This window comes from Algoriphagus sp. AGSA1, assembly GCF_021390545.1.
Lineage (GTDB): Bacteria > Bacteroidota > Bacteroidia > Cytophagales > Cyclobacteriaceae > Algoriphagus.
Genome location: NZ_JAJUWR010000005.1, coordinates 217,707 through 244,495, shown reverse-complemented (window position 1 = coordinate 244,495; position 26,789 = coordinate 217,707). Strand labels below are relative to the sequence as shown.

Here is a 26,789-nt window from a genome sequence, read left to right as displayed (position 1 = left end):
GTCCAACAATTAGCAATTAGATTTGAAGGGAGGCTGAGCCTGGACGTAGAATAAGTATTAATAGTTTAGTTCCCTTCCCGAGGGGTACCCCTCGGGAAGGGAAGGACAGAGTTTAGCTAACACTCCCATAACGTATCCAAAAAACATCTGAGTCTACGAAAATTTTATAAGCCATATTTTTTCATTAGTTCCTCCGTGAGAGTCTTTTTATCTTCTGATAATTCGGAATACTCTAATTCAGGACTGATTTTTTTCTTACGTGCAAAAAAAGCTCTAAATTTTTTGGAATCGGCTCAGTGCCATTTAGGATCCGTTTTACTAGCTCCGGATCTTTCACTTTTGGTTTGTCCAAATTTTTGGGAACAGCTTTAGTTGCGTCGGCCAATAGTGTTTCTACTAGCGAGGATAGGCTTTGTCCTTGTGCCTCAGCATATTTTTTCGCTTTCTCGGCAAGAGCTTCGTTGATGTCTATGGTTAGTTTCGTAGTCATGGCTTCAGGATTATCCGATATAATTTAAGAATATTTCCTTCCTAATTGAAATCAATTTTGCTTCATTAAAGTTTAATTCCATGTCAGCCTTCTGACGGTTTTTGATTTCATAAGTTACAAATACGATAAACAATGCGTCCTTACTTGCCTTTCCTCACCGCCCTTGCCGAACATAATTCCAAAGAATGGATGGATGAAAACAAGAAATGGTATTTGGAAACCAGAGCTGAATTCTTGGAAGATGTAGCGGTTCTGCTGAAGGGAATTGGGGAATGGGAGCCGGAACTCTTGGTGTTCAAACCCAAAGACTGTGTCTTCAGACAAAATCGGGATATCCGCTTTTCGGCTAATAAAATGCCTTACAAAAATAATTTCGGGGCTTATTTCTCTCCCAAGGGTAAAAAGTCCGAAGGCCCAGGGTATTATCTGCAAATCCAGCCGGATAATTCCTTTATCGCAGGAGGGGTCTGGATGCCGATGGCTGAGACCTTAAAAAAAATAAGAAGGGAAATTGACTATTCCGGAGCAGAGTTGCAGCGCATAGAAAATAACCCTGATTTTAAATCTCTTTTTGGTCAGATAGAAGGAGAAAAACTCAAGACCAGCCCCCGGGATTATGAGGCTGATCATGAGTTTATTGAGTATTTGAGATTGAAGAGTTTTACAGTGTCTTCAAAGATCTCAGACAGGGATATTGAATCAGGAAATTTTATCAACATCGCCTTGGATGGTTTTCGGAAAATGATCCCACTACAACAATTTCTGACACAGGCGATTGAAGAGGTGGAAGATGGATCGGGGATTTTGTAGTGAATCAAGAGGCTAGAGCCAAGAATCAAGAGCCTACAACAAAATTTGAATCCCGTATTTTCTCCAGCGCAGCAGCTACTCCATCTTCTTTGTTGTGGAGAGTGATTTCGTTTGCTACGGCTTTCACTTCCATACGGGCATTGTCCACAGCCACTCCCCAGCCTACGGACTGTAGTAAGTCTATATCATTGTAGTTGTCCCCAAAAGCGACGACGGATTCCAGCCCGAAATCATAGGAGTGCTCAAGGATTTTTCTTAGCCCGGTAGCTTTGGAGATGGATTTGGGAGCAATTTCCAAGTAAGTTTCGCTGGATCTATACAGATGCAAATCCAAGGAATGCTCGGAATGCAATTCTCCAAATAACCATGCCATTTCATTGGATTCTCCCATGCACATCACTTTGTGAGCCCCAGAGTTGTTTTTTGACCAGAGATCCACTACCTCCATCCCCGGCATCCAGGAGCAGGCGACTTTTGTGTTCCTTACCTCCCGTTGTGACCAGTAATCGTCCTTTTCCTCGTACCAGTTTTCTCCCTGATACAAACTTACGTGAATATCCGTTTTATGGGTAAGTTGAAGGATTTTCGCGACTAAATCCACGGGAATACTCACATCTTCGAGAATTTCCCCGTCGGCACTTAGCACGTATCCGCCATTGTAGCAAATCATGGGTTGGGCAGATCTGTTCAGGTCATGTAACAAATGCCTCATCGCATCGGGCATGCGGGAACTCGCAAGTATAACCGGGAAATCTAAGGGTAGATCGGCAACCACCGCTTTAAGGCGGGGTGACAGATCGCGTACTGAATTGAGCAGTGTTCCGTCAATATCAGAGCAAAAAGCTTTAATTTTCATCTGTTTATAATTGTTTTTCAACGGCCATATCATTCCCAAGACGAAGGAAATCGGATCGCCTGTCTTAAACTTGATTAGGAAGAATCATGCCTGATAGTAATAATGCTTCGATGGGGGGGAGAGTCATGCTTGAAACAGACACACCTGATTTCATCAATCGAAGTCAGACCAGTTTATTTCGTTCGCAAAATTGGTAAATACGCCAAAGCCAATGATAGCGATAAGGAGCATAAACGCAGCGAACAGGATGAGTTTGACAATTAATTCTGCCTTAGCCCAATTTGCCTTTTCTGGATCGGTGCTTTTGTCCGTAGCCCACACGATCAGCATAATCAAGCCTATGAGCGGGATTCTTTTTATCAATACTGCGATGACCCATTCTCCAAGTGAGGTAGGTGGTTTTTTGTACTCATTGGGTAATTCCATAGACAATAGGTTTAATTAAAAGTCCCGGGTATCGAACAGGTACTCTTGCATGGCAATATTCTCCGGATTTGTAGGATCTGTCTGAATAAACTGCACTGTAATTTGCTGATAATCTTCTGCTTTTTCAAAATCCCTTAGATAAAGCTCCGCACATTTTCTGGCCAAAACCTCCGGCTGATTCCCTAAAAGGAGAGGATCGCCATTCTCCAGCTTAAGATAAATGGTGGAAATGGTCGTGTCATCATCAGTTGATTTACTGAGATTCACGCTCATGCCCTGGAAGTTGCCCAGCATACGGATCTCTTCAGAAGGCATGAATCCCTCGCCCATCATGGCTTCCATTCCTTTAAAAGCAAATTTGGCGAATTTTTCAGGATCACAGGAGCATGAGGTAACAATTGCAAAAATAAAGAGGAGGGTAAAAATTTTACTTTGCATGTGAGTGATCAGCTTTGATGGGATTATGCGAATTTAACGAATCTTCAGATGATATCTTCAAGAGTGGGTGACCTTGGTAAGGAAGAAAGGTTTTAAAATACAAAAACTCCACATTTGCGTGAAGCTTTTGAAATAAGGGTTAACAGAGTACGGTTACTTGCTATCTTTTTTCACAATTCTGCGGCTGTCCAAACCCCTTCCGGTTTATTTGAATGTGTGTAGGTCCCAGAAATGCTCATGCCTTCAACAACTCCATTGTATATATAGGTTGAATTCTCAGGATCGTCTCCTTCCCATATGTAAGTGAGATTATTTCCATCTAAGCTCCAAGAGCCATAAGCGATGTAACAGCCCGGGCAGTGCATCGGCAAATCCATTTCATCAAATTTGGTTGTTTGATCTGCATAAAAATCTACTTGGGCGATAATTTTGAAGTCATTGGCATCAGGGTAGGAGGTGGTTAATTTCCAAGATGTGTTTTCCAGGGAAAGTGTAGAGATTTCCTGAGAACCACTATACAGTGTTTCGTTTCCATTTGAGGCATATACTCTAAAAAAGTAAGTTGTATTTGGGTTCAATTCGGATACAGTAACCTCAATCTCATCAGTAGGCGTGCTAATAAAGTTGTCGGATATAGTCGGGTTCTGGCTTATCCCCCAAACTATTCCTTGGTCTTGAATAATACGCTTTTCATTGTGCTGTACCTGACCTGTGACTTCAATTGAGGTATATGTTTTTGGTGCAGTTTCATTAGTTGATGTCAAGTTTAGAGCGGGATTAAAGGGCAGCTCTGCATCGTCATCTGTGCAACTTACACTGACCACCAGAATACTAATCACTAACAAAAGATTGATTATTTTATTGAGCATAAGGATTTGGTTTTAAGATAAAGAATTGCACTAATAATTTCTTGAAAGTTAATCTTCTAGCTGCAATTTTACAATTATTACATTTGAAAATTAATTCTAATTATCTGATAATAATAAGTACAGTGCTAGATGTTGGAGAGTAAGGCGATTGAAAAATTGTATGTCAATTGTATCTTGGATTTTTACATGATTAATCAATCACATACGAAGCTGGGTTATAAACCCTGAAAAAAAGCCACACATTTCTATGAAGCTTTTTAAGTGGAGGATAACTGGGTCGAATCCCTGCCTGCCGACAGCAGGGATGACCTTCCGATTGCTGTCGGCACGTACTAGCCAGCTGAGCTAATCCCTCCTAAACACAAAAAGCCCCACATTTCTGTGAAGCTTTAGTGGAGGATAACGGAGTCGAACCGATGACCTCTACACTGCCAGTGTAGCGCTCTAGCCAGCTGAGCTAATCCCCCTAATTTGATGAGTCTGAATTGATGACCTTCCCGATTGCTATCGGGACGCTCGACTTATTAGCATGAGCTAATCCCCCATTTGGGTTTGCAAATATAGGCTTAGGTTTTTGCTGTGCAAAGAAAATTTTACTCAGTTGCGTAATTTGTTCGTGTCATGATGCTGCGGCCTAGGGTGACTTCATCGGTGAATTCCAATTCCCCGCCTACAGGAATGCCTCTCGCGATCGAGCTTACACGCACTTCTTTTTCCTTAAGTTTTTTTGCCAGATAGAAAGAAGTTGTGTCTCCTTCCATGGTAGCACTCAGCGCCAAAATAACTTCCTGTATAGGGTCTTTTTGCGCGGCCGCTTCAACTCGTAAGAGCAAGGACTCGATTTTCAATTCTTCCGGTCCGATTCCCTGAATAGGGGATATCACACCACCAAGCACATGGTATTTCCCTTGGAACTGGTTGGTGTTCTCTATCGCCAGTACATCCCGAATATCCTCCACCACACAGATTATAGTCCCATCACGCCGATGACTCATACAGATACTGCATTCCTCATCATCAGAAATGTTATGACAGGTTTTGCAGTATCGGATTTCGGTACGCATACGCATGATGGCCAAAGCCAATGCCTCCGTATTGGCCTCGTGTTGTTTTAGAAGATACAGAGCAAGCCTAAGCGCTGTTTTTTTGCCAATACCCGGTAGTCTGGATATCTCGGTGACAGCATCTTCTATCAGTTTGGAAGGAATATTCAATTCTGGGTGGATTTAAACGATTGCGGCTTGGATTCCGGCATCTAATATAGCTTGACACATAGGTTTTAGCTCTGTCATACTGCCTTTTTTCACCGCACATTTTCCCTTATAGTGAATAGTGATGGTACACTGCTCCGCCTGCTCGATGGTATGCTTGCAGACTTTCATGAGGATCTTGATCACGTGATCAAACGTATTGTACTCATCATTGTACACAATCAGGTCGTTGGATTCAATATCTATCAAATCCTCCACCAGAACTTCTGATTCTTCTATATACGGAAGTGGTTCGTTTGGATGATTCATTTTGCAAAATTAAGAATATTGGACAACTTAGCGAACCCACTTCAATACGATTTATGAATTCCCAACTCGTCCTTCTTGTAATCTGTTGTTATTTTTTACTGCTGTTTTTGATTTCCTGGTTTACTTCCCGCAAAGTCTCTGCCGAAACTTTCTTCACAGGTGACCGCGAGTCGCCATGGTTTTTGGTGGCATTTGGGATGATAGGGGCTTCACTTTCAGGGGTTACTTTTATATCCGTTCCAGGGGAAGTTGGTAATGAATCCGGCAATCCTAACTTCTTTTACTTCCAAGTTGTTTTGGGTTATACTTTGGGCTATTTCACCATAGCGAAGGTCTTGTTGCCACTTTATTATCGGCTGAATCTCGTCTCGATTTATTCATATCTGGAGGATAGGTTTGGTTTTTGGTCCTATAAGACCGGGGCATTTTTCTTTATTCTGTCGAGAACATTGGGATCTTCCATTCGGGTTTTTTTGGTGGCAAGTGTACTTCAACTGATACTTTTTGATTCTTTAGGTATCCCTTTTTGGGTGTCGGTGCTGATTACCGTGGGTTTGATATGGCTTTATACCCACCGTGGAGGTATCAAGACGGTCGTGTGGACAGATACACTACAAACGTTCTTTATGCTGTTCGCCGTGGTGGTTTGTGTGATTATGGTGGGAAACGAATTGAACTTCGACGGAGTGAGTGATTATTTCAAGGCCGTTTCCGATGATCCCCGCTCCCGGATTTTCGATTGGGACTGGAAAGCCGGTACAAACTTCTTTAAGCAATTTATTTCGGGAGCGTTTATTACGATCGTGATGACAGGACTGGATCAGGATATGATGCAGAAGAACCTGACCTGTAAGAATATAGGTGATGCCCAGAAGAATATGTTCTGGTTTACCACGATTCTGGTATTTGTAAATTTGCTTTTTCTGGCTTTGGGTGTGTTGCTTTACCTTTATGCCGAGACGCGGGGAATACAACTGCCATCAAAGTCCGATGAGCTTTTCCCGTTGCTAGCTACCCAGTATTTCTCGCCATTTGCAGGAATTATCTTTGTGCTGGGTATTACGGCTGCGGCTTATTCCAGTGCGGATTCCACACTTACTGCATTGACTACCTCCTTTTGCGTTGATTTTCTAGAGGTTGAAAAAAGATATCCTTTGGAAAAACGGGTTTCTGTACGTAAAAAGGTACATGTAATCTTCACTTTTGTGATGTTCCTGGTGATCCTTGCCTTCTACTGGATCAATGACCAAAGTGTGATCAATTCTGTTTTCGTGATCGCTGGCTATACCTATGGCCCTTTGCTTGGACTGTATTCTTTTGGACTGTTCACAAAGTGGAAAGTCAAGGATAAATTCGTTCCTTACCTCGCTGTATTTGCCCCGGCACTGACCTTTTTGATCGCCTCCAATTCGGAAGAATTGTTTTGGGGGTATAAATTCGGTTTCGAAGCCTTGATCTTGAATGGATTGATTATGTTCGTTGGATTGTATTCGTTGAGGAGGAAATGATTTTACCAAACGTTCCTATGGAACGATAACTAAGTATGAATCGCTAAATCTACCTACCATACGTTCCTACGGAACGACTTGATCTAGCTTCGACTCTATTTTCTCCGGGCAGATTTGTTGCTGCTTAACAGGAACTCTTTTAATCTATTAACAATCCACTCTAGATTTTGAGGCAATTAGTATCTAAAACAGTTGGATTGTCCCATAGGGACAATTGGTCGGTAGAAAAGTCGATGGGCAAGTACAGGGCGTTCCATCGGAACGCATGGTGATTTTCTAACCTGTCAAGTGTTATTGAAAATAATCACAAAGCCAATTCCACCTCAGGATTCCAGAAGACTTTGTCAAAATTCTGGACTTTGTCTTTTACCACTTTTACACCTTCTTTTTCCAGTAGCTCCTGCATTTCTGTAGGGGTGGAGAAATGGGTTTTACCGGTCAATAACCCTTGGCTGTTTACCACCCGATGGGCGGGTACATCATCCATGGTATGTGCGGCATTCATCGCATATCCCACCATTCGGGCACCGCTTTTTATGCCCAGGTAATGGGCAATAGCGCCGTAGTTTGTGACTCTCCCTTTGGGGATCAAGCGTACGACCTGATAGACCAGATCAAAGTAATTAGGCTTTTCGGGTTGCATTGGACCAGTTGATTAAAGTTTGATTGATGTTTTTTTTGGCATTCTTTTCCACGGTTTTCTCGCCTGATTTGATAGGGAATTGGTAGCGGATTATGATGCTTTCAGGCTTTCGTTCGAGGATATTGAGCTGTGCGCCATCCACATATACATAGTCTGAAAAGGAGGCCAAAGATTCGTTCAGCGTCTTTTCCAACTCGCTTAGTTGGATTGCGGAATAGAATGGGATTTCTGAATCCAAGATCACCTGATGCGAATTGTTTTTGGAATAATTCACCACTTCAGAGGTGAGCGCCAAGGTATTCGGTACAATGACGATTTCCCCTGTTTCTGTTTTGAGCAGCATGTTGATCAAGGTGATGTCCCGGATGAAACCCACATTTTTCCCTATTAGGATCTTATCTCCTATCTCCAACTGATCTGAAAACATGATGATCAACCCATTGACGATATTGGTGATGTAGTCTTTGGTAAGAAGTGCAATAGCCGCCGCCACTATAGTGATGCTGGTCAGGAATTTTAAAGGTTCCACTCCAAAGAGTAGAATTAAGGAGATCAACATAATAATCATGTTGAACAAAGTAGCAAGACGATCTATCCCCACGATAAAATTTGGCTGTACCCTGGAGTCCTCCGTCCTCTTTAGGTAAAATTGGAGTGTTATGATCCTTGCAAGGGAGATGATTAGATTTCCACTGATGAGGAAGATAAGCGCACGGATACTATTATTTAGGATAGGGAATCCTTCCAAAAATGGTGAGATCCAGGTTTTTGACTCAAATACCACAATCAAAGCCAGTAGTAAAATCAGCTTTAAGAAGAAATTTCTTCGGCGTCGGTTTTCTTGGCTCTTAATAATGCTTTTAAGTTGATTCATATCGATTTTGAAAAATTAAGGCTAATTTTAACAAATATCAGAAAGAATTTCGGACTAGTATGAGCAGAAATATCATTATCACAGGCGCAGGGGGGAATTTAGGTTCAGCGGTTGTTGAGAAGTTTAAGCGTGAAGGGTATCATATCATTGCGTTGCTTCACCCTGGCAAAAACCTTGAAGTAGAAGAGGCTGACGATTCCTATGAAGTAGATGTGACGGACGAAAAGGCCGTGGCAGAGTTTATCAAAGAATATCATTTGCAATATGGAGAAGTAGATGCGATGGCTTTTCTGGTCGGAGGATTTGCGATGGGAGGGATCGCCGACACTAGGCAGGAGGATTTGGAAAAAATGCTCAACTTAAATTTCTTTTCAGCTTTCCATTTGGTAAAAGGCTTTATGCCAATCATGAAAAAACAGGATAAAGGAACTTTCCTTTTCGTAGGGGCAAGACCAGCCCTGCAAAATGAAGATGCACGTGAGGCCTTGGCATACGCCTTGAGTAAGAAAATGCTGATTTCATTGGCTGAGATTGTAGGTGAAGAAACGAAAAACACCCCAATCAGATCCCATGTCTTTGTGCCTAGTATCATCGACACTCCCCCTAACCGGGAGGCTATGCCAGATGATGACTTCAGCAAATGGGTAAGGCCAGATGAGATTGCCGAAGCCATGCATTATGCTGTGAATACCCATTCGCTGCAAAACATGACCTTCAAATTGTATGGTCAGGTATAACTTAAATCTATGAGGACCAAGAATCTTTTAACCACTTTGTTGGCTGTTACGATGGCGTTTCCGGCTTTTTCCCAGTCGGAAGAGGCTGCTGTTAAGGCTGTTATTGAATTGCTTTTTGATGGTATGAGAGCCAAAAACCCGGATCAGATAGCGGCTGTTTTTTCTGAGGATGCCATCATGCAGACCATAGAGACCAATGGGAGAACTGGGGTTGTGAAAGCAGGATCGGTAGCTGATTTTGTAAAGGGAATCGGCAGTCTTCCTGATGATGCTGTTTTGGATGAAAGAATCACGGATTATCAGATTGCTGTTGACGGGCCTATGGCGGCTGTCTGGACTCCCTATCAGTTTTACTTCAATGACAAATTCAGCCATTGTGGTGTTAATTCCTTTCAATTGGTAAAAATGGCCTCAGGCTGGAAAATTGTTTACATCATCGACACACGCCGGAAAGAGGGCTGCATTTGATTAATTATGAATACGTTCAAAGAAAAAATCTATCAGACCGCCATCGCAAAGGTCAAAGATAAGATCAATCTGTTGGAAACTGAGAGAAATGCCATTAATGAGGGCATTCTTGAGGACACCAAAAGTAGTGCGGGGGACAAGTTCGAGACAGGAAGAGAAACTATGTCACGTGACCTGATGACTGTGGCCGCACAGTTGAAGCAGGCGAATTTTGAATTTGACGAGCTATGTAGGTTACAGGCGATTAAAGAGCCTTCTGCATCAGTGCAGGAAGGGAGCCTTGTGCAGTTAGGTTCTGATAGATATCTGATTTCAGTTAGCTTAGGACAACTGACGGTGGATGGTCAAAAGCTTTTTATGCTCAGTAAAAATTCGCCTCTCGGGGAAATACTGATAGGTAAGAAGAGAAATGAGCAAGTGGAGTTTAGGGGGAAAACAATTACGATCAATGAGCTGAATTGATTTAATTCTTTGGAACAAAACTCATCAACTCCATGGTGCCGTCTAAAAGAGTGAGTTTATCCCTTGCTATTTTCAAGTCGCCTGCTTTTTTCAAGGCTGCGATAAAATCCTCTTCACCGGAGCCGGGGCACATCTTTTTGGTGATGGCCCCTGGGTCAAGTTTGATCCCGGGTTCTTCAAGGCTGAAGTTCCCTGAGAAATTATTGCATCCGGTAAAGCCGGAAAGCTTACCGTCCTCCAGAAAATTTAAGGTCGGAATGCCACCTGGGAATTGGCTCATGTCAAGGCTTTTACCTGCTAGAGAGGAAAGAGCCCAGGATTTGTTGGTGAGCAGCTTCAGAGGATTAATTGTTTTGGTAGAACTACAACTTGTGACCATAAAAAAGATAAGGCCTATCAATAGGGTATGTATGGGTTTCATGGTGTTGCGGGTTTATGCTGGGTTAATTTAACGTAAAAGGTCTCCATATTCAATTTTGTTTTCAAGTAAATTACTAGAGCATTCTTCGTTCAAGTTAGATTTGGGGCGAATTATTGCGGTATTGGCAATAAAATTTCCGTTTTTTTTAAAAATCTCCAATGGTTTGTTTGGGTAATAAAAATTTTGGCAGTAAGATTGTCCCGTCAATTGTCCTGTTATGGTATTTGCAGCTAAATTTACATCCGTCAAAGTTCTTTCTCCAGCATTGGAAGCGGGTGTCTGCACCACTTTTTCTATGACGACATGGATTGGTACCACGATTACGGGTTGATCCCGTCTATAGCTCATAAGTACCCGCCCCCGAGGCCTTTTACAGGTCTGTTTTAATTTCCCAGTAATTAATTTCAGAAGTAATATTTATGAAAATCATTAAGTTCGGTGGCTCATCCGTAGCGAACCCAGAGAATATCCAGCGAGTTTTTTCCATTATCAAAGACAAGCTAAAAGAGCATGAAATTACCGTTGTCTTTTCAGCATTTGGCGGAGTGACGGAGAGTTTACTGAAGATTGCACAGCTGGCAAGAGAAGGAGATGAGGCTTATCGTGAGGTGCTCCAGACGCTAGAAGAGAAGCACTTGACAATTGTGAGACAGCTGATCGCTGTGCAAAACCAGTCCACTGTAATGACCTTTGTGAAAGTGAGGTTCAAAGAGCTGGAAGATCTTTTTCATGGAATATATCTGATCAAAGAAAATTCTGCCCGTACGCTTGACTATGTCGCAAGCTTTGGAGAAAGGTTGGCCGCTTTTATCCTTGCTGAATCCATGCAGGGTCATGGCATGAAGACCCAGTTTGTAGATGCGCGGGAAGTGATCCGGACTAATGACCGCTTTGGTCAGGCAAAAGTGGATTTTGAGGTAACTAATGCATCGATAAAAAATTACTTTGCCAAACATGATGGCATCAAAGTGGTCACCGGCTTTATAGCATCCACGGCAAAGGGTGAAACCACCACGCTTGGTAGATCTGGTTCTGATTACACAGCGGCGATTTTGGCGGCGGCACTGGATGCGGAAAACCTGGAGATATGGACTGATGTGTCGGGGGTGCTTACTTCCGATCCGAAGTTGGTTTATACCGCGTTTACCATCCCGCAGTTGAGTTACAATGAGGCAATGGAGTTGTCGCATTTTGGGGCAAAGGTTATTTTTCCCGCTACTATGCAGCCGGCGATGCGTAAAAACATCCCGATCTATATCAAAAACACCTTTGAGCCTGAAAATCCGGGAACGCTGATTAATGAAGAGGTGAGTCCAGGGGCTTTGATCAAAGGGATTAGTTCTATCTCCAATGTGTCGATTGTCACCGTGCAAGGAGCGGGATTGCTGGATTCTGTGGTAGGTACAAGTCGTGTTTTTAAGGCACTGGCAGAGGCCAAAGTGAATATTTTACTGATTTCCCAGGCTTCCTCTGAACACAGCATTTGTCTTGCCATCAAGACCCAGGAGTCTTATCTGGCGAAAGAAGCGGTGGAAAAGGAGTTTTTCTACGAAATCAAGTCAGGAGAGATGGACGAAGTGGTGCTCCTGCATGACCTGGCTACTGTGGCTGTAGTGGGGGAGAATATGAAGCATAACCCAGGAGCTTCGGGACGCATGTTCAGGGCTTTGGGTAGAAACAATATCAACGTGGCGGCAATTGCACAAGGGAGTTCCGAACTGAATATTTCAGCAGTGATTCCTCAGCCGGATCTGCAAAAAGCCCTGAATGCGCTTCATGAGGCATTTTTCCTTTCTGAAAACAAAGTGCTTCACGTATTCTTGGTGGGTACCGGGCTGATCGGTCAGGCTTTGATCAAAATGATCGCAAACCAGCAGCAGAAGCTTCGGGGTGACAATGAATTGGATATACAGATCCATGGACTTGCCAACAGCCGTTTTATGGCTTTCCATGAAGATGGATTTGACCTTACCAATCCTTATGAACTCAGTGAAGCAGACCAGAAAACAGATTTAGATAAATTTATCAGGACAATGGAGGAGATGAACTTCTCCAACTCGGTCTTTGTGGACTGTACTGCAAGCCAGGACGTTGCCGAACTTTATACCCAAATTCTGGAGGCCAAAGTTGCCATTGTGACTCCCAATAAAAAAGCCAATTCCGGTTCTATGGAGCAATATAAATCGCTTAAGCGCCTGGCAAAAAAACGTGGGGTAAAATTCCTTTATGAAACCAATGTGGCTGCTGGCCTTCCTGTGATCAATACGCTTCAGGATTTGATGCTGAGTGGTGACCGGGTGGTCCGTATCGAAGCAGTGCTTTCGGGATCTATGAATTATATTTTCTCTGAACTGGAAAAGGGTGACCCTTTTTCTGAAGTAGTGAAAAAAGCAAAAGAACTGGGGTATACGGAACCTGATCCTCGGGATGATCTGAGTGGAATGGATGTGGCAAGAAAGATCCTGATCTTGGGACGGGAAGCTGAGCAGGATTTGGAGTTTGGTTCTATTGAAATCCAGAGTATGGTTCCTGAGGATTGTCAGAATTTAGGGACTGTTTCAGAGTTTTTTAATGTATTGAAAACCCATGACCGTGCGTTCGCCGAATTATTGACAACTGCTGAGTCGAAGGGCGAAAAGCTCCGTTTTATGGCTACGCTGGAAAACGGCAAAGCTAAAGTTGGGTTGAATTCATTGCCCCTTGCACATCCATTCAGTGGATTGGGAGGTAGTGATAATATGATTTTGCTGACCACAGACCGCTATCTGGACAGGCCTATGATCATTAGAGGGCCAGGGGCTGGAGCAGATGTGACTGCTGCAGGAGTCTTTGCGGATGTGATACGTATCGGTAACTACACTAGGGAATAATGCTCCAGTCTGTTAAAGCTTTTGCCCCTGCTACTGTTGCAAATGTATCCTGTGGATTCGACATCCTTGGATTTGCGATAGATGCGATGGGGGATACTGTTGAACTGGTTTTGAAAGATGAACCTGGTTTGGTGGTGGTTTCTATCGAAGGAGATGGGGGCAAACTTCCACTTGAAGCTAAGAAAAACACCTGTGCTGTAGCCATCCAGGCCATGTTGGATAAACTGGATTCCAAAGTGGGGATGAATATTTACCTGACCAAAGGTTTGCCCTTGGGATCAGGTATGGGATCCAGTGCGGCCAGTGCTGTGGCTGCCTTAGAGGCAGCTAACCGGCTGCTTGGTAATCCATTTGAAAAGAAAGCGTTGCTGCCTTTTGCAATTGCCGCAGAGGAAGTAGCCTGCGGAGCAGGTCATGCTGATAACGTTGCGCCGAGTTTGCTTGGCGGATTTGTGCTGATCCGTGATTACCATCCTCTGGACGTGGTCAAATTACCGGTGCCCTCAGGCTTATACTGTACCCTGTTGCACCCGCATTATGAGTTGAAAACCGCAGATTCCAGATCAGTACTGAGAGATCAGATCCCTATGAAGCATGCCACTATCCAGTCCGGTAATGTAGCGGGTTTGATTTCAGGCTTGTATGAAAGTGATTTTGAATTGATATCCAGATCGCTTCGGGATGTCATCGCTGAACCTTACCGCGCGGTTTTACTTCCTGGATTTTATGAAATCAAGGAAGCGTTGAAGTCAGCAGGTGCATTGGGTATGGGGATTTCCGGTTCGGGGCCTACACTTTTTGCACTCTCCGTAGGAAGACAAACTGCGGAGGCTGTAGGTGAAGCAGGTAAAGAAATCTATTCTAAAATAGGCCTTGGTGTAGATGTGTATTTTTCTGAGATAAATATCAAAGGCGCCTACGTCATAGAAGAAAAATAAGTATATGAAGTTTTACAGTACGAACAATCCAGCACATCGAGTAGGTCTTGCAGAGGCTGTGATAAAAGGGTTGGCACCCGATCAGGGACTTTATATGCCGACAGAAATTCCGGTTTTATCGAAGGGGCTTTTGGATAGATTCCCTGAAATGACTTTTAGGGAAATTGGCTATGAAGCCATTGGAGCATTGTTTTCGACGGCCCTGAGCCAAGATCAGATCAAGGAACTGGTAGATCACACGCTGACTTTCGATGCCCCAGTGGTGAAGGTGGAAGAAGATGTCTATAGCTTGGAGCTTTTTCATGGCCCTACCCTGGCATTCAAGGATTTTGGTGCTAGATTCTGCTCCAAACTGATGAGTATGCTGGTGGAGAAGTCTGATCGGAAAGTACGTGTGCTGGTCGCTACTTCCGGTGATACCGGCAGCGCCGTTGCCAATGGTTTTTTGGGTGTTGACGGAGTGGAAGTGATTATTCTTTTTCCGAAAGGGAAAGTAAGTGAACTTCAGGAGAAGCAGTTTACCACGCTGGGGCAAAACATCACCGCGCTGGAAGTTGATGGTGTTTTTGACGACTGTCAGAAGATGGTGAAAGAGGCATTTTTGGATGCTGAGCTCAATAAGAAACTTTTGTTGACTTCGGCTAATTCCATCAATGTGGCGCGCTGGATCCCCCAGTGCCTGTATTATTTCTATGCTTTTTCCAGACTTCCTCAGCATGGTAAAAAAGTCGCTTTTGCGGTGCCTTCTGGGAATTTTGGAAATATAGCCGCCGGCATTTTAGCCCAAAGAATGGGATTGCCCATAGATCAATTTGTGGCTGCTACGAATGTAAACAAGGTGGTTCCGGATTATCTGAATGGAGCTGATTTTCAGGCGATGTCTTCGATTGCCACTATTAGTAACAGTATGGATGTAGGGAATCCAAGCAATTTCCCAAGACTTCTCGCACTATATGGCAATGATGAAAAAGTGCTAAAGGAGAATGTAAAAGGATACTTCTATTCAGATGAGCAGACCGAAACGGCGATGCAAGCCGTGAAAAAGTCAGGCTATACCCTCGATCCACATGGGGCGGTAGGCTATTTGGGACTGACTGCTTTTATGGCTGAAAATGCCGGTTATCAAGGTGTGTTTTTGGAAACTGCCCATCCTGGTAAATTTCGCGAAACGGTGGAGAAAACGTTGGGTTTGAAGCTGGAGCTTCCAGAGAGATTAGCCGCTTTTATGGAAGGGGAGAAAAAAGTGGAGTGTATGGGAAATGGTTTTGAGGGGTTAAAGGGGTATTTGGAGAAACTACCATGAGTCTATTTTTATGGAACGGAAAACCCTTATTCCCCCTATCCAGGTAGATGCTGTAAGTGCCTATTCATAATTTATTGGTTTCTTAATCTATAAAATACCTCATCTGATTTCCTAGCTGAAGAAATGATCTTCATAAAGCGTGTTTCCTTCAATCTGAAAAGAGGAGTGTATTGTTACTATCTTATTTATTTTGCTTACGAAGCTGAGGTGATTCCTTGCCCACTAATAGTGTATTTGCCTCACCGGTTTTTTCTGAGATGGAACCGACTAATTGCAGAATCTTAGACGTGATGTCGTACGTAGGCTCCATTGATCGTATCATTTGATACTATCAATGATATCAATATTGAGATTAGACCGAGATAGTCAATGAAGTAAAGGCAACTATGACCAATGACTCGACTACTTCTTTCTTTCAATAGTATAGCTCACCAAACCTTCCAAGGATGTTTTGTAAGCCGAGTCAGGAAAGCCTTTCAGGATATCGAGTGCTTCCATATAGAATCTGTCCATGATGGTTTTGGCATATTCCAGGCCACCACTTTTCTTTACAAAGCTGATAACCTGATTTACAGCTTTTTTATCTTCACTTCTGTTTCGGATCAAGTTGATGATTTTCTTTTTCTCCAGCCAGTCTGCCTTTTGCAAAGCAAAAATCAGAGGCAATGTCATTTTCTTTTCCTTGATGTCGATTCCAAGTGGTTTTCCGATTTCATCCTCCCCGTAGTCAAAAAGATCATCTTTGATCTGGAATGCCATGCCGACTTTTTCTCCGAAAATTCTCATTTTGGAAATAGTCTCATCATTACTATCAGTGCTGGAAGCTCCCACAGCACAGCAGGAAGCCAAGAGACTGGCGGTTTTCTGCCGGATAATGTCGTAATATACTTCCTCAGTGATGTCGAGTTTCCGGGCTTTGGCGATCTGTAGCAACTCGCCTTCGGACATTTCTTTAACTGCGTTGGAAACGATTTTTAGTAGTTTGAAATCATTGTTTTCCACACTTAGAAGCAAACCTCTGGAAAGCAGGTAATCACCGACTAGGACGGAGATTTTGTTTTTCCAAAGTGCATTTACAGAGAAAAACCCGCGTCTATAGTTTGCATCGTCCACCACATCATCATGTACCAGTGTAGCAGTATGAAGCAATTCAATGAGTGCTGCGCCTCTATGGGTGGAGTCATTGATTCCACCGCAGACTCCCGCAGTCAAAAAAACAAACATCGGTCGCATCTGTTTGCCTTTGCGTTTAACGATGTAATTGGTGATATGGTCGAGGAGCTTGACCTTGCTTTTCATGGAGGCTCGAAATTTCAGCTCAAACTGAGCCATTTCGTTCTCTATAGGTATTTGTATTTGCTTGAGGTCTGGTTTCATCCGGTCTTTGATGTTGTAAAAATAATACCCTTTCTCTCATGGGCAAGGGATTGGGAGTCTAGGCGAAGTAATCAATTGAAAATGACGAGGATTTTGATAAAATATGTATTTTGTACTAGCTATTTTGTCCTAATACCCCAGAAGCTATGAAAAATATAAAAATTGAAATCAAATGGGCATTGGTCTTTGTCCTGATGATGCTGGTATGGGTTGCGATTGAAAAGTCCGTGGGCTGGCACGATGAGAAAATAGCGGATCACGCTACTCTGACCAACTTGGTGGCAATTCCTGCAGTCGCGATCTACTTATTCGCATTGATAGATAAAAAGAAGAATTACTATAAAGGCGTAATGGGTTATTATCAGGGATTTTTGGCTGGTCTGGTGATTACCCTCATCGTGGCTGCTTTAAGTCCTGTCACCCAATACATCACAAGTACATTTATTACTCCTGACTATTTCCACAACGTAATTGAATATGCCGTCGATACTGGCGAAATGACCCGGGAGGAAGCAGAGTCCTATTTTAACTTAAGGAGCTATATCATTATGTCTGCCGCAGGAGCTTTGGTCATGGGGATCGCTACTTCTGCCGTGGTGGCGGCCTTGGTCAAGTCAAGGTCTAAAACATCCGCAATCACTTCCCCGTGATCATTCGCAGCAAAAAGGGCTTTTTTACTATCTTTGACCAGATTTTTAACAAAAACCAGCCACTTGGAGGAGAAATACATCAAACATAGGTACGAGCCGATTCACCCCAGCAAAGATGAATGGCCGGTGGTGAAGCTGGCCAGAGAGCGCAGGGAGTTTGTGAAAAAAGTGGCGGATCTGTCCGAAGAGCGGATTCTCAAGCTGACAGGGAATAATCCGGATATACTCAAGGAAGAGTTGGAAACCACCTTGTATAGGGAGAAACTAAGGATCAAACAGAATTCCTGGGTGGTGGATCCTGATGATGATGGTTCCTTTTGGAGTGGAGTGAAATCAGCTCTGGTGCAGATCAGTACAGAGACCGCTAGGAGTAAAGTCAAAAGGCTGCAGGAATATAAAATTGTACTGAATAGCATCACTTCCCGATATGCGGAAGAAATTGCGAGTAATTTCAAGGCTTCGCACTATAAGTTTACCAGATCGGTGGTCACGTATGGGTTTTCCCGCTTGCTCAATGCCGCACGTGTAAAGGGTATTAAATCCTTGTTCAGTAATCAATATACACTTCAGGATAAGATACAGATCACCGGAGAGACAGATCAGTTGAGGGACTTGGCTACCAAAGGTACGGTGGTAATGGTTCCCACGCATTTCAGTAATCTGGACAGTATATTGATCGGTTGGGTTATTTCCGTTTTGGGGTTACCGCCGTTTATCTACGGAGCTGGGTTGAACCTCTTCAATATCTCCATTTTTGCCTATTTTATGAATTCTCTAGGCGCATATAAGGTGGATCGAAGGAAGAAAAACCTGATGTATCTGGAAACGCTGAAGACGTATTCCAAGGAAGCTATCCAGTTTGGTTGCCACTCACTTTTCTTTCCGGGGGGGACCCGGTCCAGAAGTGGAATGATAGAATCCAAGCTGAAGCTGGGACTACTCAGTACAGCCATAGAAGCGCAACGTGCAAACTACGAAAACGGGTTAAATGATATCGCAGGTAAAATTTTCATTGTGCCGGTGACGATTAACTATCACTTTGTACTGGAAGCTCCCAGTTTGATCCGGGATCACCTGAGCATTACAGGTCAGGAACGGTATTATCAGGAGAACGATGAGTTTTCCAACTCTTATAAAATTTCTAAGTTTCTGATCAAGTTTTTCACCAAAGGTTCTGATATCTCAGTATCAGTGGGTAAAGCAATGGACGTACTTGGGAATTATGTGGATGTGGAGGGAAAAAGTCTGGATAAACATGGTAGAATTATTGACACCAGAGACTATTTTATTTCGGATGGGGAGATCACAGTGGATAATCAGCGGGAAGAGGAGTACACCAATATGCTGGGAAGGCGCATCGTGGAAGAGTTTCACAAAATCAACCGAGTGTTTAATTCCCATTTAGTGGCTTTTGTAGCCTTTGAAATGATCAAAAAGCAAAACCGGAAATTGGATCTGTTTGACTTGTTGAGATTGCCTGAAGAGGAGATTTCTATCCCTTACAAGGAGTTTAAAGAAAACTGTGAAATGGTATTACATAAAATTTTCGGGTTGAAGGAGAATGGCTTGATCAATACGGCGCCGCACCTTTCAAGAGATCTTGATGAAATAATCGAAAAAGGGATTGAAAATGTGGGGATGTACCATGCCAAGCGTCCTATTGTCTTGGCTACCAATGGAGATATCGGGACAGATGATATGAGTTTACTTTATTTTTACCACAACAGACTGACTGGATATGGACTCGAAAAACTCTTCTGAACAAAAATACATAGGGGTAATTGGCGTGGGAAGCTTTGGTACGGCCATAGCAAATATCCTGGCGGCAAAGAACCCGGTAATGGCCTACGCCAGAAAGCAGGAGGTGGTCACGGAGATAAATGTAAGCCACTCGGCTCAGGGTAAAGCACTCAACGAGAATGTAATAGCCTCTAATGATCCCGAAGAGCTATGTAGAAGCTGTGATATATTGTTTTTTATGGTTCCCTCTTCTGGTTTTCAGGATGTGGTAAGGACTTTCTCACCCTTTCTTTTTCCCTATCACTTGATCATTCACGGCACTAAAGGGCTTTGTCTTAATCTCAAACACGGAGAAACGCTGAACACGGTAAAGAAAATCTCGCGGAGTCAGATCCTGACCATGAGTGAGGTAATACTGCAGGAGACAGTGGCTGTACGTGTGGGATGTCTGGCGGGGCCTAATCTGTCCAAAGAACTTTCGCAAGGGCAGCCTGCGGCCACTGTGATAGCAAGCAAGTATAATGAAGTGATTTTGGAAGGGCAGAGCCTACTGAGATCCGAAAAATTCCAAGTATATGGGAATTCTGATATCATTGGTGTGGAGATCAGTGGGGTTTTAAAAAATATTATTGCCATAGCCTCAGGGGCATTGGCTGGACTAGGGCTGGGAGAAAATGCCAAAGGCCTATTGATAAGCAGGGGAATGGTGGAGATGATTCACCTGGGGAATGCTCTTGGAGGTAGTATTAAGTCAGTGATGGGGTTGGCAGGAATAGGTGATCTGGTGGCGACCTGCAATTCGGTTCATTCCAGAAACTTCACAGTAGGTTACCGTTTGGCCAAAGGCGATTCTTTGGAAACCATACTTTCAGGAATGGATGAGGTGGCTGAGGGGATTAACACAGTGAGGATTATGAAGGCCTTTCTGGAAACTGCGGACTTGCGCGCCCCAATCACGGAGAATCTTTACAAAGTGCTTTTTGAAGATCTGGAAATAGAAGAGGCACTCCAGTTTTTGATGAAGTATCCTTTCAGTGTAGATGTGAATTTTGTATAGTGTGTTTTGATAAGCAGCCCTAAAAAATATAAAAACCCCTTTTGAATAGCTCAAAAGGGGCTTTTTAGTGTTTTATAAAGGATGGTTATCGGATAGGTATCAGCTTTACCAAAAGCCCCGTTCCCTGTGTGACCGCATAAATATAGCCATCAGGACTCTGCGCTACCTGGCGTACACGTCCGATGTCCTGCAGCATTACTTCTTGCTTGCCTGCTGTTGATCCGTTCATATCCACACGGTTAATGTGCATTTTGGCTAATGCTCCCACTAGAATATCTCCTTTCCATGAAGGATACTTATCCGAAGTGACCATGGTCATGCCAGAAGTGGCGATTGATGGAACATAGTAGCTCAATGGTTGTTCCATGCCTTCTTTTTCCTGTATATCCGAAATCGGTGTGCCATCGTAATCAATTCCCCAGGTGATCACAGGCCAACCATAATTTTTCCCTTTTTCTATAAGATTCAGCTCATCGCCCCCTTGCGGGCCATGTTCTGTTTCATAGAGTAGGTTGTTCTCCTTGTCAAAATATAGTCCTTGAGGGTTTCGGTTTCCATAGGTCCAGATAGACTTCATGGCACCTTCTGTATTTACAAACGGGTTGTCTTCCGGGATTCTTCCATCGTCATAGATACGGTGGATTTTACCATGGGAATTAGTCAAATCCTGGGCATTGCTCGGCGTGTCACCACGCTCTCCACTGGAGTAATAAAGGTACCCCTCATTGTCAAACACGATACGGCTACCGAGGTGTCTTCCGCCTTTCCATGCCGGTAAAGATTGGATTATTTCTTCCTGATTGGTAGCGTTGTTGCCTTCCAGTTTGAACCGCATGATGGTAGTCGAAGATGTGCTGTCCGGCATCGGCTTACCATAGGAGATGTAAATCCAACCATTCTCCTCAAACTTAGGATGTACCGCTATATCCAAAAGCCCGGATTGATTTACTGTCCAGACTTCTGGAATCCCCTGGATTTTCTCTCCGGTAAACTGATCGTCTTTGAAGATCAGTATTTCCCCTTTTTTCTCGGTGACCAGCATTCTGCCGTCAGGGAGCCATGTCATTCCCCATGGATTATCAAAATCAGTATAAAGAGTATCCACCTTGATCAGTATTTCATCCGTTTGAACGGCAAAAGTCTCATCAATTGGCTCTTGGGCAACTTCTGTTTCTTTTGGGGTGCAGGATATCCAGCTTGATATCCCGGCTAGGATAAGGGCGGTTGGTAGAAAGTGTTTCATTGTTTTCATAGCATGCTAAATGTTATCGCAATTTAAAACACATATTCTGATTCCTTGCTTTTTTGTGATAAGTGCTCAGATCAGTGATTTTACATCCTCGCCTTTAAGGATGGCTTCAGCTTCTTGCACCATTTCAGATGATCCGATCAGTAATGGGGTTCTTTGATGTAAAGAAGTGGGCTTGATGTCCAAAATTCTCCGGGATCCATCAGTAGCCATAGCTCCGGCTTGTTCGGCGATCAGCGCAAGGGCATTGGCCTCATAGAGCAAGCGTAATTTTCCTGATGGGTTCTTTTTGGTGGCTGGGTAGAGATAGATACCGCCTTTTAGTAGGTTTCTGTGAAAATCAGCTACCAGCGACCCTATATACCGGGCCGAGTATCTTCGTTCTTTACATAAAGTAATGTAATTTTTAATTCCTGCTTCCCAGTCCAACTGAGATCCCTCATTTACGGAGTATATTTCTCCGCTTTTGGGGGCCCGTATATCCGGATGGGAAAGGAAAAATTCTCCTAATGACTGCTCGTAAGTAAATCCATTCACCCCGCAGCCGGTGGTATATACCAGCATGGTGGAAGACCCGTATAGCACATAGCCTGCGGCGACCTGCTCTGAGCCTTTCTGCATGATATCTTCCTGTTGGATGGGGCTTCCGGCAGGTGTTATCCTTCTATAAATTGAAAAAATCGTACCAATGCTGATGTTGACATCTATATTTGAGCTTCCATCAAGTGGGTCTATAGCCACTACGTATTTGCCTGAACTGTTTTGTAAATCTATCACTGAATCTTCCTCTTCAGAAACAATGGCACAGACTTCGCCACCTTTACTGAGAGCCCGCATAAATCTGATGTTTGCTATGACATCGAGTTTTTGTTGCTCTTCACCTTGTACATTGACTTGGCCAAAAGCTCCACCGATATTTGAAAGACCGGCTCGGTTAGTTTCGCGATTTACTATCTTGGCAGCGAGAGCTATGTCGCGAAGCAGCTGAGAAAGCTCTCCGGAAGCAAAAGGGAAATCACTTTGTTTGAGTTTGATGAAACGGTCCAGGGTGGTGCCAACAGAGTAAGCTAATCCACTCCTGTCAGGTAAGTAGGGTAAAATTTTCATATGTTGGAATAGTTCAATTGGTGGTTTATTACGGTTGAAAAATAAGTAAATATTTTAATGAGAAAAACTCAAGTTTACAAATTTGGAGGAGCTTCTGTGAAAGATGCTCTTGGAGTACAAAACATTGCTGATATTCTCCGTAATCGATTGCGAAATAATTTTGTAATAGTGGTGTCGGCCATGGGGAAATCCACAAATCAACTGGAGAATATCCTTTCACTTAAATTGGAAAATAAGGATTTTTCCAGGAATAGTACAATTTTAAAGGATTTTCATGTTTCCGTCTGCAAGGAGTTGTTTCCTGCTGATCATGTGATCTTTCCTAAAATTGAAAATTACTTCATCCAGCTTCATCATGAACTAAACAAGTCGCTGACCAGAGAAAATTACGATGAGTATTATGACAGGATAGTCGGGTTTGGCGAGCTTCTTTCGTCCCGTATCGTGATGGAGTACCTATGCATGCAAGATTTACTTGTGCTTTGGCAGGATGCGAGGGAGTTGATTGCCACAGACAGTGATTTTCGCTTTGCAAAAATCGACTGGGAAAAAACCCGGCAAAATTGCCAGGCTCAACTAAAGCCGAAATTGGAACAGTTCCCGGTTTTAACCCAAGGGTTCTTAGGGGCTGATTCCCATAGGAGGCCGACTACTTTGGGCAGGGAAGGCTCGGACTTTACTGCCGCAATTTTGGCTTCTTGCCTGGATGCAGGCTCTGTTACTATCTGGAAAGATGTCCCTGGCGTGCTAAATGCAGACCCTAAGCTTTTTAATGACACAACATTGTTTTCGGAGCTGGATTACCAACAAGCCGCACAGATGACCTTTTATGGTGCTTCTGTCATACATCCCAAAACCATTAAACCACTTGCGAATTCAGGGATTCCGCTTTACGTGAAGTCCTTTCTCAATCCTGAGGAAGAGGGTACCAAGATTCATTCCCAGGCAAAAGTGGCTCCCTTGCCCACTATCATTTTGAAGAAAGAGCAAATTCTGGTCAGCTTAAAAGTGACCGACTTCACTTTTATAGAAGAGAGACATATCCATCAGGTCTATGCCCAATTGCAAAGTTTGAAGTTAAGGGTGAATATGCTTCAGACATCCGCTATTAGCATTTCTATCGTGATAGATTCGGAGCTGTTTAAGTTAGAGCAATTGTTAAGGAGCCTTAGAAAGGAATTTGATGTCAGGTATAATGAAGGGCTGGAGCTATTGACTGTGCTTCATCCAGACATAGCTTCCTTGCCCGGATACTTGGAAGGCTATGAGGTCTTACTGGAACAGAGTACCCGACATACAGTCCAGGTAGTACGTAGAGCAAAATAACAGCATAATTCCAAGTCATTTGCCCAAGTGTAAGGGTGTTTGACTAAAAATCAATATTTTCAACATGTAAAACTCAATAACCTATACCTTAATCATGAAAACTAGAAGGATATTTTTGCAAAAGGCCAGTTTGTCCGCAATGGCCTTGGCTGTGCCCACTTTAAATCCCTTATCCGCTATGACAAAACCTGCAGATACATTACCTAAAAATGCCCAGACACTAAGAGTTGCTATAATGGGGCTGGGAAGTTATGGTACCAGGGTCGCTGAGGCGATTCAGAGCTGTACCCGCACCAAACTTGCCGGAGTAATCAGTGGCACTCCATCCAAAGTGGTGGACTGGAGGGAGAAATACGGAATACCCGAGAAAAATTGTTATAACTATGAAAACTTTGATGCGATAAAAGATAACCCAGATATCGATGCCGTATATGTGATCACCCCCAACGCACTTCACAAGGACCAGGTGATCCGAGTGGCAAAGGCTGGAAAGCATGCGATCTGTGAAAAGCCTATGGCAGTGAATGCTGCTGATGGTCAGGCCATGGTAGATGCATGTAAAGCCGCTGGTGTCCATCTGCTGATAGGCTACAGAATGCATTTCGAGCCAAATACCTTGGAGGTGATCAGGATGCGTAAAGCAGGTGAACTAGGCGAAATCCGTTTTTTTCAAGGGCTAAGTGGTTTTGTGATAGGCGATCCTTCGCAATGGAGGCTGGATCCTGAGCTTTCAGGTGGGGGAGCTATGATGGATATTGGTATTTACTCCATCAACGGCGCCAGATACATGGTTGGAGAAGAACCGATATGGGTCACTGCCCAAGAGGTCAAAACTGACCCGGAGAAATTTAACGAGGGGGTAGATGAGACAATTACTTTCCAGTTGGGGTTTCCCAGTGGGGCTATTGCATCTTGTCTTTCTACCTACAACATGAATGATCTGGATCGGTTCTATCTGAATGGAAGCAAGGGATGGGCTGAAATGCAGCCTTCCACCGGATATGGGCCTATTAAGGGAACTACTCATAAAGGGCCGCTGACTGAGCCAATAGTGACACATCAGACAGTTCAGATGGATGAAATGGCGGCCATAATTTTCGACGATAAAAAGGCTGAAGTGCCGGTAAATGGAGAAGAGGGAGTGAAGGATATGAAGATTATAGATGCGATTTTCAAAGCTATAAAGACTGGAGGAAAAGTAGATCTTAATCTTGGCTGATGGCTGCCAAAACGGCCTATCTTATCATCCTGTTAATCGTTCGTCCGATTCCGGGGAGATAGGCCGTTCCGAATAGATTCAGATGTACGAGCAGTGGGTATAGATTGTAGATGTCCATTCTGCTTTCGAATCCAGGCTCCAGTGGCAGCAGAGATTCGTAAGCGCTATAAAATCTATTGTCAAAACCTCCAAACAATCTGCTAAAAGCAAGATCCATTTCCCTATGCCCAAAATAAACAGCAGGATCGATCAGGCAGGGCTGACCATCAGTCGTGCAGATTACGTTGCCAGACCAAAGATCGCCGTGAACTAATGAAGGTTGTTCCGTGGGGAAAACTGACGCTAGTTTCGGGTAGATCTCCTGGAACTTCTTAAGGAATTCAATAGGGATGAGCTTGTCAAAATATGCTTTGCCTATGAGCGGATCCAGGCGCTGCTCGATAAAGAAATCAACCCAATTGTCTGAATGAAGGTTTTTTTGACGGATTGAGGCTATATAGTTGTCACTCTCCAGCCCGAAGGCATTCTGATGAGTCAGGTGGAGGTGTGCTAATCCTAAGCCGAGATTCTCCCAATATTCCGGGTGCTGTCTTCCGGAAGTAATAAACTCTGATAAAAGATAATTGTAATCTCCTATTCTCCCACTTCCGAAGGTTTCCGGGATTTTCAAAAATGTAGCTTTGCGGAGTATAGATAGACCTTCCGCTTCTTTGGAGAGTATATCTTTTTCGTGATCGAAGTTGAGCTTTAGGAAAAAAACACCTGCACTGCTTTCTAATTTGATGCCCTGATTATGACTGCCAGCCGCTATGAGAGAGGCTGATTTTAAGTTAGTATTAGTCCCTATGTTTTGAAATAGTATCTCTTCATATATGCCGTAAAGGTCATGCATAGAGATGGTGAGTTGCAATTAATTGTGCCAGAAAACGATCGACTGCTTCATCCAGAATAGTGTAGATCTCCTCAAAACCTTCTTGGCCACCATAGTAAGGATCGGGGACTGACATTCCTTGGGATCCGGTCACAAAATCACGCATGAGATAGATTTCCTTCTCGCCGAAACCATACCTGACCTTCATATTGTTCAGGTTCCTAAGGTTGTGATCGTCCATGGCGAGAATGTATTCGAAGTCCCTGAAGTCTGTGCGGTTTACCTGTCTGCCACGATGATTTAAAGGAAGCTTGTATTTTTCGGCACATTTCACAGTCCGCTCATCTGGTAATTCACCTATATGGAAATCAGAGGTTCCGGCACTGTCACATTTAAACTGTGCCTCCATTCCCGCTACTTTGACCTTGCTGTTGAAAATAGCTTCGGCGAGGGGAGAGCGACATATATTGCCAAGACAAACAAATAAAACTCGAATCATAATATTATCTAAACTCTGGACTTAACAATCAATTTAAAAATCGAGGGTTTTGAATGTACTT

Annotated in this window: 29 protein-coding genes and 1 tRNA gene; 13 read left to right on the top strand and 17 right to left on the bottom strand. The window is 43.5% G+C overall.

Features of this window, described 5'->3' with window-relative positions; all coding sequences use genetic code 11:
• Window positions 1-232: 232 nt before the first annotated feature.
• Complete coding sequence (locus LZF95_RS05480; RefSeq protein WP_233753966.1) at window positions 233-490, bottom strand: DUF6364 family protein; 258 nt, start codon at window positions 488-490, stop codon at window positions 233-235.
• 132 nt (window positions 491-622) lie between these two features.
• Here LZF95_RS05480 and LZF95_RS05475 point away from each other — a divergent pair, with 132 nt between their 5' ends.
• Complete coding sequence (locus LZF95_RS05475) at window positions 623-1,300, top strand: DUF2461 domain-containing protein (RefSeq protein WP_233753965.1); 678 nt, start codon at window positions 623-625, stop codon at window positions 1,298-1,300.
• Between the two features lie 25 nt (window positions 1,301-1,325).
• On the opposite strand, the gene LZF95_RS05470 is transcribed toward LZF95_RS05475, so the two are convergent.
• The 7 genes from LZF95_RS05470 to LZF95_RS05440 all read right to left on the bottom strand — a co-directional run bounded on the left by LZF95_RS05470 (window position 1,326) and on the right by LZF95_RS05440 (window position 5,409).
• Window positions 1,326-2,156 carry a Cof-type HAD-IIB family hydrolase gene (locus tag LZF95_RS05470; RefSeq protein WP_233753964.1) on the bottom strand — a complete coding sequence of 277 codons (831 nt, stop codon included), beginning with the start codon at window positions 2,154-2,156 and terminating at the stop codon, window positions 1,326-1,328.
• A gap of 153 nt (window positions 2,157-2,309) precedes the next feature.
• Window positions 2,310-2,582: a hypothetical protein gene (locus LZF95_RS05465; RefSeq protein ID WP_233753963.1), complete on the bottom strand. Its 273-nt coding sequence runs from the start codon at window positions 2,580-2,582 to the stop codon at window positions 2,310-2,312.
• Window positions 2,583-2,597: 15 nt separating this feature from the next.
• Window positions 2,598-3,020 (bottom strand): hypothetical protein, encoded by a 423-nt coding sequence (locus tag LZF95_RS05460; RefSeq protein WP_233753962.1) that lies wholly within the window; start codon window positions 3,018-3,020, stop codon window positions 2,598-2,600.
• A 170-nt stretch (window positions 3,021-3,190) separates the two neighbouring features.
• Window positions 3,191-3,889: a fibronectin type III domain-containing protein gene (locus LZF95_RS05455; RefSeq protein WP_233753961.1), complete on the bottom strand. Its 699-nt coding sequence runs from the start codon at window positions 3,887-3,889 to the stop codon at window positions 3,191-3,193.
• A gap of 393 nt (window positions 3,890-4,282) precedes the next feature.
• Window positions 4,283-4,356, bottom strand: a tRNA-Ala gene (locus LZF95_RS05450).
• Window positions 4,357-4,482: 126 nt separating this feature from the next.
• Window positions 4,483-5,103 (bottom strand): recombination mediator RecR, encoded by a 621-nt coding sequence (gene recR / locus LZF95_RS05445; protein ID WP_233753960.1) that lies wholly within the window; start codon window positions 5,101-5,103, stop codon window positions 4,483-4,485.
• Between the two features lie 12 nt (window positions 5,104-5,115).
• On the bottom strand, window positions 5,116-5,409 hold the full coding sequence (locus tag LZF95_RS05440) for an ATP-dependent Clp protease adaptor ClpS (protein WP_233753959.1): 294 nt from the start codon (window positions 5,407-5,409) through the stop codon (window positions 5,116-5,118).
• Between the two features lie 53 nt (window positions 5,410-5,462).
• Here LZF95_RS05440 and LZF95_RS05435 point away from each other — a divergent pair, with 53 nt between their 5' ends.
• A complete protein-coding gene (locus LZF95_RS05435; RefSeq protein WP_233753958.1) occupies window positions 5,463-6,917 on the top strand; it encodes a sodium:solute symporter in 1,455 nt (484 codons plus the stop codon).
• Between the two features lie 304 nt (window positions 6,918-7,221).
• Here LZF95_RS05435 and LZF95_RS05430 read toward each other — a convergent pair whose 3' ends face one another.
• Complete coding sequence (locus tag LZF95_RS05430; RefSeq protein WP_233753957.1) at window positions 7,222-7,560, bottom strand: MGMT family protein; 339 nt, start codon at window positions 7,558-7,560, stop codon at window positions 7,222-7,224.
• The gene (locus LZF95_RS05425; RefSeq protein ID WP_233753956.1) at window positions 7,541-8,434 is read right to left on the bottom strand and encodes a mechanosensitive ion channel family protein; all 894 of its coding nucleotides are present in this window, start codon (window positions 8,432-8,434) and stop codon (window positions 7,541-7,543) included. The genes LZF95_RS05430 and LZF95_RS05425 overlap by 20 nt, the downstream gene beginning before the upstream one ends.
• A gap of 59 nt (window positions 8,435-8,493) precedes the next feature.
• Between LZF95_RS05425 and LZF95_RS05420 the strand changes: the two genes are divergently transcribed.
• The 3 genes from LZF95_RS05420 to LZF95_RS05410 are packed head-to-tail and all read left to right on the top strand — an operon-like array spanning window position 8,494 to window position 10,101.
• The gene (locus LZF95_RS05420; RefSeq protein ID WP_233753955.1) at window positions 8,494-9,171 is read left to right on the top strand and encodes an SDR family NAD(P)-dependent oxidoreductase; all 678 of its coding nucleotides are present in this window, start codon (window positions 8,494-8,496) and stop codon (window positions 9,169-9,171) included.
• 9 nt (window positions 9,172-9,180) lie between these two features.
• On the top strand, window positions 9,181-9,639 hold the full coding sequence (locus LZF95_RS05415; RefSeq protein WP_233753954.1) for a nuclear transport factor 2 family protein: 459 nt from the start codon (window positions 9,181-9,183) through the stop codon (window positions 9,637-9,639).
• A gap of 6 nt (window positions 9,640-9,645) precedes the next feature.
• Window positions 9,646-10,101 carry a hypothetical protein gene (locus LZF95_RS05410; protein ID WP_233753953.1) on the top strand — a complete coding sequence of 152 codons (456 nt, stop codon included), beginning with the start codon at window positions 9,646-9,648 and terminating at the stop codon, window positions 10,099-10,101.
• 1 nt (window position 10,102) lies between these two features.
• Here LZF95_RS05410 and LZF95_RS05405 read toward each other — a convergent pair whose 3' ends face one another.
• Window positions 10,103-10,522 (bottom strand): META domain-containing protein, encoded by a 420-nt coding sequence (locus LZF95_RS05405; protein ID WP_233753952.1) that lies wholly within the window; start codon window positions 10,520-10,522, stop codon window positions 10,103-10,105.
• A 27-nt stretch (window positions 10,523-10,549) separates the two neighbouring features.
• The gene (locus LZF95_RS05400; protein ID WP_233753951.1) at window positions 10,550-10,840 is read right to left on the bottom strand and encodes a hypothetical protein; all 291 of its coding nucleotides are present in this window, start codon (window positions 10,838-10,840) and stop codon (window positions 10,550-10,552) included.
• 101 nt (window positions 10,841-10,941) lie between these two features.
• On the opposite strand from LZF95_RS05400, the gene thrA reads away from it, so the two are divergent.
• From thrA to thrC, 3 genes are read left to right on the top strand one after another with little or no spacing between them, the layout of a single operon-like run.
• Window positions 10,942-13,392 carry a bifunctional aspartate kinase/homoserine dehydrogenase I gene (gene thrA / locus LZF95_RS05395; RefSeq protein ID WP_233753950.1) on the top strand — a complete coding sequence of 817 codons (2,451 nt, stop codon included), beginning with the start codon at window positions 10,942-10,944 and terminating at the stop codon, window positions 13,390-13,392.
• The gene (locus LZF95_RS05390) at window positions 13,392-14,330 is read left to right on the top strand and encodes a homoserine kinase (protein WP_233753949.1); all 939 of its coding nucleotides are present in this window, start codon (window positions 13,392-13,394) and stop codon (window positions 14,328-14,330) included. The genes thrA and LZF95_RS05390 overlap by 1 nt, the downstream gene beginning before the upstream one ends.
• A gap of 4 nt (window positions 14,331-14,334) precedes the next feature.
• On the top strand, window positions 14,335-15,633 hold the full coding sequence (thrC, locus tag LZF95_RS05385; protein WP_233753948.1) for a threonine synthase: 1,299 nt from the start codon (window positions 14,335-14,337) through the stop codon (window positions 15,631-15,633).
• A 402-nt stretch (window positions 15,634-16,035) separates the two neighbouring features.
• Here thrC and LZF95_RS05380 read toward each other — a convergent pair whose 3' ends face one another.
• Window positions 16,036-17,010, bottom strand: coding sequence for a polyprenyl synthetase family protein (locus LZF95_RS05380; protein WP_233753947.1), 975 nt, complete (start codon window positions 17,008-17,010; stop codon window positions 16,036-16,038).
• A gap of 146 nt (window positions 17,011-17,156) precedes the next feature.
• Here LZF95_RS05380 and LZF95_RS05375 point away from each other — a divergent pair, with 146 nt between their 5' ends.
• From LZF95_RS05375 to LZF95_RS05365, 3 genes are all read left to right on the top strand, one after another.
• On the top strand, window positions 17,157-17,660 hold the full coding sequence (locus tag LZF95_RS05375; protein ID WP_233753946.1) for a DUF4199 domain-containing protein: 504 nt from the start codon (window positions 17,157-17,159) through the stop codon (window positions 17,658-17,660).
• Between the two features lie 63 nt (window positions 17,661-17,723).
• Complete coding sequence (locus LZF95_RS05370) at window positions 17,724-19,421, top strand: 1-acyl-sn-glycerol-3-phosphate acyltransferase (protein WP_233753971.1); 1,698 nt, start codon at window positions 17,724-17,726, stop codon at window positions 19,419-19,421.
• Window positions 19,399-20,457, top strand: coding sequence for an NAD(P)H-dependent glycerol-3-phosphate dehydrogenase (locus LZF95_RS05365; protein ID WP_233753945.1), 1,059 nt, complete (start codon window positions 19,399-19,401; stop codon window positions 20,455-20,457). Before LZF95_RS05370 ends, LZF95_RS05365 begins: the two co-directional genes overlap by 23 nt.
• An 85-nt stretch (window positions 20,458-20,542) precedes the next feature.
• Here LZF95_RS05365 and LZF95_RS05360 read toward each other — a convergent pair whose 3' ends face one another.
• Both LZF95_RS05360 and fbp read right to left on the bottom strand, forming a co-directional pair.
• On the bottom strand, window positions 20,543-21,700 hold the full coding sequence (locus tag LZF95_RS05360) for a PQQ-dependent sugar dehydrogenase (RefSeq protein ID WP_306422276.1): 1,158 nt from the start codon (window positions 21,698-21,700) through the stop codon (window positions 20,543-20,545).
• A gap of 75 nt (window positions 21,701-21,775) precedes the next feature.
• Window positions 21,776-22,813: a class 1 fructose-bisphosphatase gene (gene fbp, locus LZF95_RS05355; protein ID WP_233753943.1), complete on the bottom strand. Its 1,038-nt coding sequence runs from the start codon at window positions 22,811-22,813 to the stop codon at window positions 21,776-21,778.
• A gap of 57 nt (window positions 22,814-22,870) precedes the next feature.
• Here fbp and LZF95_RS05350 point away from each other — a divergent pair, with 57 nt between their 5' ends.
• Window positions 22,871-24,139 (top strand): aspartate kinase, encoded by a 1,269-nt coding sequence (locus LZF95_RS05350; RefSeq protein WP_233753942.1) that lies wholly within the window; start codon window positions 22,871-22,873, stop codon window positions 24,137-24,139.
• Window positions 24,140-24,233: 94 nt separating this feature from the next.
• Window positions 24,234-25,358, top strand: coding sequence for a Gfo/Idh/MocA family protein (locus LZF95_RS05345; RefSeq protein ID WP_233753941.1), 1,125 nt, complete (start codon window positions 24,234-24,236; stop codon window positions 25,356-25,358).
• A gap of 16 nt (window positions 25,359-25,374) precedes the next feature.
• On the opposite strand, the gene LZF95_RS05340 is transcribed toward LZF95_RS05345, so the two are convergent.
• Complete coding sequence (locus tag LZF95_RS05340) at window positions 25,375-26,250, bottom strand: fructosamine kinase family protein (RefSeq protein ID WP_233753940.1); 876 nt, start codon at window positions 26,248-26,250, stop codon at window positions 25,375-25,377.
• Window positions 26,243-26,728 (bottom strand): low molecular weight protein-tyrosine-phosphatase, encoded by a 486-nt coding sequence (locus tag LZF95_RS05335; protein WP_233753939.1) that lies wholly within the window; start codon window positions 26,726-26,728, stop codon window positions 26,243-26,245. The genes LZF95_RS05340 and LZF95_RS05335 overlap by 8 nt, the downstream gene beginning before the upstream one ends.
• Window positions 26,729-26,789 lie beyond the last annotated feature (61 nt).

Coding starts and splice junctions, on each gene's coding strand:
- LZF95_RS05480 (WP_233753966.1), bottom strand. CDS start 490: ATGACTACGAAACTAACCATAGACATCAACGAAGCTCTTGCCGAGAAA.
- LZF95_RS05475 (WP_233753965.1), top strand. CDS start 623: ATGCGTCCTTACTTGCCTTTCCTCACCGCCCTTGCCGAACATAATTCC.
- LZF95_RS05470 (WP_233753964.1), bottom strand. CDS start 2,156: ATGAAAATTAAAGCTTTTTGCTCTGATATTGACGGAACACTGCTCAAT.
- LZF95_RS05465 (WP_233753963.1), bottom strand. CDS start 2,582: ATGGAATTACCCAATGAGTACAAAAAACCACCTACCTCACTTGGAGAA.
- LZF95_RS05460 (WP_233753962.1), bottom strand. CDS start 3,020: ATGCAAAGTAAAATTTTTACCCTCCTCTTTATTTTTGCAATTGTTACC.
- LZF95_RS05455 (WP_233753961.1), bottom strand. CDS start 3,889: ATGCTCAATAAAATAATCAATCTTTTGTTAGTGATTAGTATTCTGGTG.
- LZF95_RS05440 (WP_233753959.1), bottom strand. CDS start 5,409: ATGAATCATCCAAACGAACCACTTCCGTATATAGAAGAATCAGAAGTT.
- LZF95_RS05435 (WP_233753958.1), top strand. CDS start 5,463: ATGAATTCCCAACTCGTCCTTCTTGTAATCTGTTGTTATTTTTTACTG.
- LZF95_RS05430 (WP_233753957.1), bottom strand. CDS start 7,560: ATGCAACCCGAAAAGCCTAATTACTTTGATCTGGTCTATCAGGTCGTA.
- LZF95_RS05425 (WP_233753956.1), bottom strand. CDS start 8,434: ATGAATCAACTTAAAAGCATTATTAAGAGCCAAGAAAACCGACGCCGA.
- LZF95_RS05420 (WP_233753955.1), top strand. CDS start 8,494: ATGAGCAGAAATATCATTATCACAGGCGCAGGGGGGAATTTAGGTTCA.
- LZF95_RS05415 (WP_233753954.1), top strand. CDS start 9,181: ATGAGGACCAAGAATCTTTTAACCACTTTGTTGGCTGTTACGATGGCG.
- LZF95_RS05410 (WP_233753953.1), top strand. CDS start 9,646: ATGAATACGTTCAAAGAAAAAATCTATCAGACCGCCATCGCAAAGGTC.
- LZF95_RS05405 (WP_233753952.1), bottom strand. CDS start 10,522: ATGAAACCCATACATACCCTATTGATAGGCCTTATCTTTTTTATGGTC.
- thrA (WP_233753950.1), top strand. CDS start 10,942: ATGAAAATCATTAAGTTCGGTGGCTCATCCGTAGCGAACCCAGAGAAT.
- LZF95_RS05390 (WP_233753949.1), top strand. CDS start 13,392: ATGCTCCAGTCTGTTAAAGCTTTTGCCCCTGCTACTGTTGCAAATGTA.
- thrC (WP_233753948.1), top strand. CDS start 14,335: ATGAAGTTTTACAGTACGAACAATCCAGCACATCGAGTAGGTCTTGCA.
- LZF95_RS05380 (WP_233753947.1), bottom strand. CDS start 17,010: ATGAAACCAGACCTCAAGCAAATACAAATACCTATAGAGAACGAAATG.
- LZF95_RS05375 (WP_233753946.1), top strand. CDS start 17,157: ATGAAAAATATAAAAATTGAAATCAAATGGGCATTGGTCTTTGTCCTG.
- LZF95_RS05365 (WP_233753945.1), top strand. CDS start 19,399: ATGGACTCGAAAAACTCTTCTGAACAAAAATACATAGGGGTAATTGGC.
- LZF95_RS05360 (WP_306422276.1), bottom strand. CDS start 21,700: ATGAAACACTTTCTACCAACCGCCCTTATCCTAGCCGGGATATCAAGC.
- fbp (WP_233753943.1), bottom strand. CDS start 22,813: ATGAAAATTTTACCCTACTTACCTGACAGGAGTGGATTAGCTTACTCT.
- LZF95_RS05350 (WP_233753942.1), top strand. CDS start 22,871: ATGAGAAAAACTCAAGTTTACAAATTTGGAGGAGCTTCTGTGAAAGAT.
- LZF95_RS05345 (WP_233753941.1), top strand. CDS start 24,234: ATGAAAACTAGAAGGATATTTTTGCAAAAGGCCAGTTTGTCCGCAATG.
- LZF95_RS05340 (WP_233753940.1), bottom strand. CDS start 26,250: ATGCATGACCTTTACGGCATATATGAAGAGATACTATTTCAAAACATA.
- LZF95_RS05335 (WP_233753939.1), bottom strand. CDS start 26,728: ATGATTCGAGTTTTATTTGTTTGTCTTGGCAATATATGTCGCTCTCCC.